We start from the raw sequence: 8,827 nt of genomic DNA, 5'->3' as shown, positions 1-8,827 counted from the left end.
GCCGTGCCCATCGACAATAATTGGGTGGAAAACCAGATCCGGCCTTGGGCGCTGGGTCGTTCCAACTGGTTGTTTGCCGGATCGCTGCGCAGTGGTCAGCGGGCAGCGGCAGTAATGAGTCTGATCCAATCGGCCAAACTGAACGGACATGATCCCTATGCTTATCTGAAAGATGTACTGGCGCGTCTGCCGACGCAGAAGAACAGTGCCATTGCTGAATTACTGCCTCACAACTGGAGCGGTCCGGTCAACCTGTGATAGCCGGACGCTTACCTTGAGCCTCCATTTCGTTCTCTCGTTCAGCGTTGAGATTTTTTACATAAATATTACCAAGCAGTTCGTCCGCTTTCGCTTTATAACAATGCATACCTATTTGAACTGCAGCGCAAATATCAGTGGATTTGGTGGCATCAATGCCAAACACCCAAACTTCGTTGTCGATAAATGCTGCTTCCTTAGTCACTTCTTTATGTTTGGCACGAAAGGGGGAGGCTGGCACGCTATGCTTAGCTTTCCAAACACTTAACTGATCTAGTGTCGTTCGAAGAACAAAGTCCTTTTTGACGCGTTCGTTGTTAAATACGAGATTTACTTCAACTTTAAAGTCCGGGTTTCCTTCGGCCAGTGCCACAGCTCCATTGCGCTTCATCATTTCATGCATCCTCTGCGTCTGGGAACGACTCGTTTCCTATTCCAAGTATGTAAACGGCATCCCGACTTGTGGCTATTTGCACAGATCTATCAAGAGTGTCCACGAGTTCAGACTCGTATTTGAAAGGCTCTATTCCATAGTGGACACATTTATGAATCTCAATAAGTTCCATAAAGTCTGACTTCAGTTCTGCTTCAAAGCGATCTAAAGCCTTTTTTAGGTCTTTCTCTGGAACGACGGCAATTCCATATCCATACGTGGAGCCGTCCATATTCATCGACGATCTCTCACCCATACTGGCTTTGTGATAAATCAGCCAACAATTTTGTGTTTCCATAGCTATTCATCCAGAACAAAAGGGGCGATCAGTTTATCTTTGCAGACTACAGGTGTCATCTGAACTATGGGATAGGAAGGTTGAAATATGAACTCCTGAAAGTTGAATAATGAGTTTATAGTTCCCTACACACTAACGCTCACCATTCCTGGTCATACTCTGCGTAGATTCAGTATAAACTTGAGCTCAGAGTGGTGGTGTCAGACTCGCAGAGTCAGACACCTTGTCTTCACAGATATTCTTTGCACTTATCCAATAACTCGTTGACCTTCTTAAGGTTCTCAGACAAGTAATCCTGAAACTGGTATATGGACATCATCCACATCCTCGATGTCCTCTGCATCCGATACTGTTTGGCTGTTTCGTAAAGAGTCATTGTATTTAATACTGTCATTAATGATGCAAAGTAACGTTGGCATCCAGGATTTATCAATTTCCACCTGATACTTCCTTTTTCGGTATCGTCGATTAGTTTAGTTAGGGCTTACTCGGCCTTATAAATTTCATGGAAGCACTATTGACCCAAGAATTTAATCTTCAATCAGATAATCAAAGCCTTGATCGCTAACAAAGTCATTCAATACGGAGTAGGCTTTTTCTGCGTCATAAGCCTGCGCTGGTTCGCCTAGAATGACTTCTTTTCTTTCTTCCATCTCAAGCGCTAAATCAAACATTTTTTCACAAAACTCAAGGACATGTTGGGCTTCAGGCTCACTATCCAAAGATAGCTTTTCCATGATTCTCAACATTTGGCCATCACCCAATTTGCCTGCGTAACAAGTAATGAGATTTTTGATTGGTTCGTGGATATTCATATTGGCGATACCTTAATGCGACCGATATGCTCGGATCTTTTCGAAAGGAGTTCTAAACTTTTTATTAAATCGGTAACGGGCATTTTTTGGATTACGACTAAGGAAGCATGTCCTGGCCGGTCTCTGATGATTCGCAAATTTTGAGGGAGTTCATATCACGATGTCAGTCAACCACGCTGGCATTTTCGGCGGAGCGAACCAACAAGGATTCGTACATACAGATAGCTTCGTCTTCGCAGAGGGTTTGCGTCAGTTCCCTTAGAGCGGGCATGCCGAGGATGAAAAGGGTATGTGCGCCAAAATACCGAAGCAGTTCATTCACCCGGAAAACAGCATTGGCTCCGCTGAACGCAACATGTTGGACTGGGGCGCACTTACAGTCATTCAGGACGTGAGTCAGTCTGTTGTTAAAACTTGCGATCAAATCGGTGGAAAGAAAGGCGGGGAGGTGGACGTATCCGGTCGTATCCAACTGTGCTCTGCAGTCCTTCATTACGAGTGCTCGTCTGTTGGCTCTCCAGAAATATAGCACATGGGATTATTCAGGGACCTTTCTCTGTGTGCTGCGCTAGACGTTTTCATTAATTGTTGGGCATTAGAGTAAATACATGTGGGTTATACCCTGCTCCTGAATTTTCAAAGGCGGTGTCAGACTCGTAGAGTCTGACACTTGGTTCTTGCGATATATTTAGAAATTAGCTCCATATGCTGCCGGATTTGGCTACTTTCCAAACATCCATAAGTGTAGACCTATTTGACTTCAATGTATGGAAGGCCATTCCACTGGAGGAGCCTTGAACTGTGATCCTTAAGTTGTACTTTGATCTCCAGCCTGATTTATCCAGGACTCGCTCCAGTGAGTGAAAGCCTTTCGAGCTCGATGGCAGGGTACCTGAAGGACCATGGGTTGCTATATGCTGAGCAACACGGAAGCCAAGGTGTCCCTGACTGGCGACATTTTGGACCGACTCACTCACCTTAGATACTGCTGCAAGTGAACCTCTTATTATGCCAGTCCCACCTCCCAAAACAGCCCCACCGACTTCTTGCAGATAGATAACCCCACCGGACTTACTATGTTTAGAAAGAGTCAGGTAGATTTTTTCATCTTCATATTGGGTGAGAATATCCCAATGTTTTCTGCTCTCTAGCCACTCGATAATGCCGGTTCTGGTTCCCGAAACAACAAAGCAGTTGCCTAAACCACTACCAAAACTTATCCAAAACTTAGTTTGGGAATCCACTTTGGGTGAACGTCCATCATGTCGGTAGTATCCTTTTGCCATATTTTTATCCTCATCATCCTGATAATTAGCTGGCAGACCGGGCTCTTTTAAGTCTGCCTCCTATATTGTTGCGATTTTTTTAGTAGGTAACCGTCAATCAGCCTGAAAGAATTATTGTAGTGCCGATTTAAACCAGCGTGATGCGTATAGTATTGCTTTAATTCCAACGGAGGATGATCAGTGGAAGTATGTTCTTGATAGCACGAGTGGCCGGTAGACCAACCTATATATCTTTCTTGAATCGTGGAAACATCCTCCCATGTGGGAAGCCTGCATCTCTATCCACTTCATAAATTAAAAATAGTGAAACAAGGAACAGCAATGTCGTTTGTAAAAGGAATGAAACAAAGTCTGATATACCCCTTTGAAGACCGGGACTGGCTCGGTAAGTTATGGCCGTTACCGGTGATTGCCGCTATTCCTGTTTTAGGCTTGGTCAGTGTGATTCTTCTAAAAGGCTGGCGGCTGGACATGGTCAGGAATTTAGCGCAGGGCTCTCAGGAACTGCCGGTATTTCGTCCTCTTGCCATGTTGAAAACCGGCGCGCTGCTGTGGGTAGTCATGATGGGGCATGTGTTTATTCCCGGCGTGCTTTGTTCAATTCTGGGAATTGGTGGTCCGTTGGGGTTTGTGGCGGATATTTATGAGATTCTTACCGAGGGTTTTAGTGCCTGGGCCAAGTCCGAGCCATCGGATTGGCTGCTGACCTTAATGATTTATATGATCTGGGGGGTGATCTCCTTTCCCGTATTTCAGGCGGGCATGATCAGGTATGCGCTGAGTGGCGACTGGAAAACCTTATTAAATGCGCCGGCAAACTTTCTGCTGTTCATCAGACATATTCATTATTTTCTGAAGTTCTATATCTGCTGGGCGCTGTTGTTATTGGGTATTTTCCTGGTGGATACGGTGCTGGCGTTCACTGGCGTGGGATTGTTGCTGGTGCCTGTCTTTACGGTGTGCGCCTATTACATTACCAGTGCCCATGAACTGGGATTGCTTGCCAGGAAAATGAACAGGCAACTTCAGGAACGCGAGATTACTCAGGCTTGTGCATAAATTCACTGTTTCTTTTGCCTTGGGGCATTTACTCTTAGAGACAACATACTTTATTAGGGCAACAGCAAGGTATTGAATGAATATTGAAGAGAAATCAGAAAGAAAAGACGCCATTCGAAAGTACATTGGTGTGTTGGGGCCTGAGTTACGCAAGCGTCACGGCAAGAAGAAGGGGTATAGCGGCACGGAAGTGAAAGAAGCGCTGACCTCTCTGGATCTGCCTGACAAATATATGCCGTTTGCGCTGTCGCTATTTTGCAGTAAGGAAGATTACGAAAAAGCTTTACCACAACCCGGCGGCAAAGTGATGAACTATGCCGAAGCCAAGACCATCGCGTTGAATATCGCCCTGGCGGGAAGTGCGCTTGGATCGGGTCAGGACAGTGAAGGTAGTGAATCATAAAGGTGATGCCGGGAATATGCTAATCAGTCCTGACATTAGGGACTGATGGTCGGCTAAGTATAAGTGAGGAACAGGGTGGGTCAAAGAGAGGAAATGAGACGTGCCAGAGGGATACTGACACGTCTCATTTTTAAGGCTTCATCATTGCCCGGTTAGATAGAAAGATAGGTATCTAATGGACTGTCGTACAACCTGTGACCTGAGTGACCACATTCCCCCGTTGGGGTCTGAAAGATGAATCATGGACATTCTTGGAAAAATGGGTGATTCGGATTTCTTTCGCCAGTTTACCCTGTCCGATACCTTCAAAGTGTCTCAGATTTCGGCTACAAACCGGGCAGTTGGGTTTGTCGACGTATCCCTCCAGGATAAGATCATCTGCGCTATACCCCAGTTTCTGCTTGGTTCGGAATGCTCTCTGGATCGCTTTGATTTCAGCATCGCCGAAACGTTTCACATCATTGGCGGCATCAGGCCCTGTGATAGCGTCTGGAATTGTTGATTCGGAACGAATCTTTTGCCGGGCAAATAACGGGCGTTGTTCCTTGACCGCCTGACCTGAGGCATGCTTGCTGACATGTTCCACCATCGTGGCGTTATTTCTTGGAACATCAACGCCGTTTCTGGAATAGAAATGATCCAGCACCGTGCCATCTTTGTGGAGCAGTCTCCAGCGGGAGATGGTGCCGTTCTTGAACCTTTCAACATAACGCGTCGCAAAGTCTGCAGGTTTGCTTGAGACATTTTGCATCTCTTGGGCTGCTGCCTCCGAAGCTTTGACCAGGCCGTCAAACATCTTCTGGTTACCGCCTGGTGTCTGTACCGAATGTACTTGGACGGCGATGGCCGACAGGCTCATTAACAAGCCAGTCAATAACACGACTATTTTTTTCATTTTATTACTCCTTGTATAACGTCACCGATAGATTGGTTTCAATAGGTGAATCTAACTGCATTCGGCTGACTGTTTCGCTTTAATGAGGTTGATCACCTGATCGCCATAGGCAAAGACTTCCATCATCTGCTGGTACATATAAGGCATGTATATAAACTGGTCCCAGCCAAGGTCTTTAATCTGCCTCAGTGTGTTTTCGTTAAACTCCGGGTCAATGCCGCAGATGGTTTCGCCGGTGATTGTCAGTTGATCAAACCCGGATTTGAGGGCATTAAGATTACGTGTAGACAGCCGGGAGGTTATATCCAGCGCGGCAGTTCTGGCGTCACTGACGATCGATCCCTTGCTCCAGGCAAGATATTCAATAGACAACTGGTCCTGGAAGAACAGGCCGTTGGGATTGTTTGCACCGGTGTTTTCCACCACGTTGATAAACTGTTGTATCCGCGCAAGTTCACCAAGTTTTGACTGTATTGCGTCATGATCAAACTTGTTGGCACGATAGATTTCACCGATCTTGTTAAAGATTTCCAGTCGTTTCTGGTCTGTGGACAGCTCATTGTTGTCTGCCAGGGACTGTGCAAGTGACACCAGCTCAGGCGCTTCCTGATTCAGTAACGCCGGCGTGGGGAAAGGGGACAGGAATGGGTACTTAACAAATTGCAGGTACGCATTGTAATTGTTAATGAAGTCGTGGGTATACAGCGCCTGGACGGACGTGATGATGCGATGCCGCATGTTGCCCAGGCTGGAGCCGGGTTGATTGGTGCTGCTTTCGGCTTCTTTGTCGATGAATTCCTTAAAGCGCCAGACCAGGTTGATATCGAAGCTTCCACCATTGATGCTGGCTGTTTCTGCAGCAGTAAAGCCTTGCTCCTGAAGATAACCGCTACTCCAGGAACCGCCGGTGTTACTCCGCATGATGCTTTCAACGCCGGATTTGAATTGATTCAAGGCCTGACGTGGGCCGCTTACCTGTTCCTGATAATTGGCAACCATCAAGTCAACCATTGAGAACCAGGTCGGGCGTTTATCCCACTCTCCCAGACTGGCATTCAATGCTTCTCCGGACAACAGCTCAGGCAGGTAGTTATCAAGTTGGTTTTGCATCACCTAGCTCAGATGTTCCTGACTCCTGATATCGTTAACCCTATTCACGCTGTTTCTCAGACGACTGTCTGCGCTGTCATTGAAGTGGCGGTATTCGCCAGGGATATCACTGCAGTTGAGTAATACATTACCGAAAGTGCAAGATTCACTGGGCTCTTTTACGGTTAAGCGGCCGGAATTGATCTCTGCCTGTGTGGGAACACGGTTGAGCTGATTGTCGGCAAACTCATGAAACGCAGGAACATAAACGTTCTCGTGGAGCATGTTGCCGATGTCTTTGAACCAGTTGGCGGCGATAATCTGGTCCCAACGGGCATTGGCCGTTGTTTTGATTTTGTCTTTGAGATCCTGTTTCAGATTGTTCAGGTTTTCCAGGCTCTGATCGACAGCCCTTTTTCTCAAGCTGGCGTAATTGGCATTGATTGAGGCAACATTGTTGGACGTCTGAGACTCTACATAGCCTGTGAGTTCTTCCAGGCGTTCAATATAGACATCGTCTTTCAGGCAGTTGATCCGGGCAATGGAATCGCTCGCCAGGGTGTCGCAGACTTTACCCAGGTTGCCGTGTACACGGATCTGACCATCATCAGAATCAGCGCTCAGCCCCAGGATGCCAGCCTGATTGGACTTGAAATACTCATAATCAATTTTCGCGAACATATGCTCAAGCGCCTGATTGTGAGCTTTCACTGCTGCCTGATAGATATGCTCCTGTTCCAGCACCACATCTTCTATGACGCTTTTGGCGAGCATTGGCACAAAGTATTGGTCATAGTTGGAAGCAAATCTTTCCCATCTCTCTCGGTCTTTGTTGTAGTCATTCAATTCCGGTTTTTGGCGGTCATAAGGGTAACCGCTTGACTGAATTTTGTTTGCGCGAGCTTTGAGTATCGCCCGATCGACCGGCTCCCGGATGGCACCGAGAATATCGCCGACAACCGGAATGATGCTGAGGACGGCAGAGGCTTTGTCGAAATCAGTGGAGGATTGATTCTCAAAGGTGGAGATAATGGCCTCTCCCCAAAGGCCCACAGCCACAATTTCACCGACGGGCCCCAATACTTCTCCGGCTTCTTCCCCAATGGTTTCCAGGCTACTGTTCAGAACGTTGTCCGCGAGTATCTCGCCGGTGGCGACATTCGTCGTTGAAATGGATTCACCCACTCTGCCCAGGTCTTCCGAAACGTCCGAAAACAGTGTGGAGAACCCTTCAGGTTCTTCGTCAGGCGAAAAGTAGGACTGGCCTGTATGCTCTGCCAGATCGCTTTCGTCAAACGCTGTTTTACCGACATTCTCGGGATTATATTCCGCGTGACGATTTTTGAAGTCGTTCTGGATTGAATCGAGATCTTCATATTTGTTTTTTTCAGGGACCGCACAGAATTCAGCCGCGAGAGCTGTACCTGCGGGAAGCAAAGCAAGCAGGCTTGCGACGACTAATGGTTTACAACCACTCATCTTTATACTCCTTATTAACTCGTAACGGTTTCTATCCTTTCGACAGATGCCTGCAGGCGATAGGGCAGGCTTCTGTACTTTTCCCTGTGCTGGAATGGGTCTTGGACACAGTCGGGGCAAAGGGCGAGTTACTTTGTCATTTCAGGTGGGTTTTCAATAGGTCACAAGCTGGCCAAATTAGGTAGGTTTCAGGACAAAATGCAGTGGGTTTTATGAGTATCTATCACTTTGATTTTGTGACAAAAAAACTCATTTCAAGCAATTGTTTGGAGTGAGGTCGCCGAAGACCTGAAGGAGCTTTGGGTTAATACAAACCGGATGGAAAAACAGACACTGCGGGGAGGCAAATGTAAGAGATTTCACACACAAAGTCGGTCGCAATACGCATTGTTCTTGCAGGAAAAAGGACTAAAATCAAAGAATATCAGTTTCTAACGGAGGAGAACCTGATGAAAACATCCACCGATAGAGAGGCCATCGAAAGGCAAAACTATGATCTTAACGATCGTTTTTTTATCGAAGACGGTGAGTGGTTTTATACCACACGCGAGAATTTAGCGATCGGACCATATGCCAGTCAGGAAAAAGCACAGATGGGGTTGGATGCCTATCTGGAATACTTGCAGGTAGACCTGGACAATGATCGGCCCACCAAAATAGATATTCCTCGTTCCAATCAGAAAGACAGAAGACAAAAGTCCCACTAATTAGGGCAATGCTGTTCACTTAAGTGTTTGAGTTAGCGCAGGGCTTAATAGAAAATCCAATGATGGAAACATCATCGGATTTTTTATGGATTTTCAGCAAGACCT

12 protein-coding genes are annotated in these 8,827 nt (G+C 46.6%); 4 read left to right on the top strand and 8 right to left on the bottom strand.

Going from position 1 to position 8,827, the window contains the following annotated elements; genetic code table 11:
* Positions 1-258: transposase domain-containing protein (locus F566_RS0100845; protein WP_020405086.1), on the top strand; the 258-nt coding region annotated here is incomplete at its 5' end.
* On the opposite strand, the gene F566_RS31480 is transcribed toward F566_RS0100845, so the two are convergent.
* From F566_RS31480 to F566_RS0100815, 5 genes are all read right to left on the bottom strand, one after another.
* Positions 248-652 (bottom strand): hypothetical protein, encoded by a 405-nt coding sequence (locus tag F566_RS31480; RefSeq protein WP_157496543.1) that lies wholly within the window; start codon positions 650-652, stop codon positions 248-250. The genes F566_RS0100845 and F566_RS31480 overlap by 11 nt on opposite strands.
* Before the next feature lies 1 nt (position 653).
* Entirely contained in the window at positions 654-929 is a 276-nt protein-coding gene (locus F566_RS0100835) for a hypothetical protein (protein WP_157496541.1), read from the bottom strand.
* 590 nt (positions 930-1,519) lie between these two features.
* Positions 1,520-1,804, bottom strand: a complete 285-nt coding sequence (locus F566_RS0100825; protein WP_020405082.1) for a hypothetical protein — start codon at positions 1,802-1,804, stop codon at positions 1,520-1,522.
* Between the two features lie 163 nt (positions 1,805-1,967).
* Positions 1,968-2,297 (bottom strand): hypothetical protein, encoded by a 330-nt coding sequence (locus F566_RS0100820; RefSeq protein ID WP_020405081.1) that lies wholly within the window; start codon positions 2,295-2,297, stop codon positions 1,968-1,970.
* 202 nt (positions 2,298-2,499) lie between these two features.
* On the bottom strand, positions 2,500-3,090 hold the full coding sequence (locus F566_RS0100815; protein ID WP_020405080.1) for a hypothetical protein: 591 nt from the start codon (positions 3,088-3,090) through the stop codon (positions 2,500-2,502).
* 321 nt (positions 3,091-3,411) lie between these two features.
* Here F566_RS0100815 and F566_RS0100810 point away from each other — a divergent pair, with 321 nt between their 5' ends.
* On the top strand, positions 3,412-4,149 hold the full coding sequence (locus tag F566_RS0100810) for a DUF4013 domain-containing protein (RefSeq protein WP_020405079.1): 738 nt from the start codon (positions 3,412-3,414) through the stop codon (positions 4,147-4,149).
* Between the two features lie 76 nt (positions 4,150-4,225).
* A complete protein-coding gene (locus F566_RS0100805) occupies positions 4,226-4,552 on the top strand; it encodes a DUF6559 family protein (protein ID WP_020405078.1) in 327 nt (108 codons plus the stop codon).
* A 172-nt stretch (positions 4,553-4,724) separates the two neighbouring features.
* Here F566_RS0100805 and F566_RS0100800 read toward each other — a convergent pair whose 3' ends face one another.
* The 3 genes from F566_RS0100800 to F566_RS0100790 are packed head-to-tail and all read right to left on the bottom strand — an operon-like array spanning position 4,725 to position 8,015.
* Positions 4,725-5,447, bottom strand: a complete 723-nt coding sequence (locus tag F566_RS0100800) for a hypothetical protein (RefSeq protein WP_020405077.1) — start codon at positions 5,445-5,447, stop codon at positions 4,725-4,727.
* A 51-nt stretch (positions 5,448-5,498) separates the two neighbouring features.
* The gene (locus tag F566_RS0100795; protein WP_020405076.1) at positions 5,499-6,557 is read right to left on the bottom strand and encodes a hypothetical protein; all 1,059 of its coding nucleotides are present in this window, start codon (positions 6,555-6,557) and stop codon (positions 5,499-5,501) included.
* A 3-nt stretch (positions 6,558-6,560) separates the two neighbouring features.
* Positions 6,561-8,015, bottom strand: a complete 1,455-nt coding sequence (locus F566_RS0100790) for a hypothetical protein (protein ID WP_020405075.1) — start codon at positions 8,013-8,015, stop codon at positions 6,561-6,563.
* A gap of 449 nt (positions 8,016-8,464) precedes the next feature.
* Between F566_RS0100790 and F566_RS31475 the strand changes: the two genes are divergently transcribed.
* Positions 8,465-8,722, top strand: a complete 258-nt coding sequence (locus F566_RS31475) for a DUF6316 family protein (protein ID WP_020405074.1) — start codon at positions 8,465-8,467, stop codon at positions 8,720-8,722.
* Positions 8,723-8,827: the final 105 nt, after the last annotated feature.

The organism is Hahella ganghwensis DSM 17046 (assembly GCF_000376785.1).
GTDB classification, from domain to species: domain Bacteria; phylum Pseudomonadota; class Gammaproteobacteria; order Pseudomonadales; family Oleiphilaceae; genus Hahella; species Hahella ganghwensis.
This window is presented reverse-complemented; position numbering and strand designations above follow the sequence as displayed.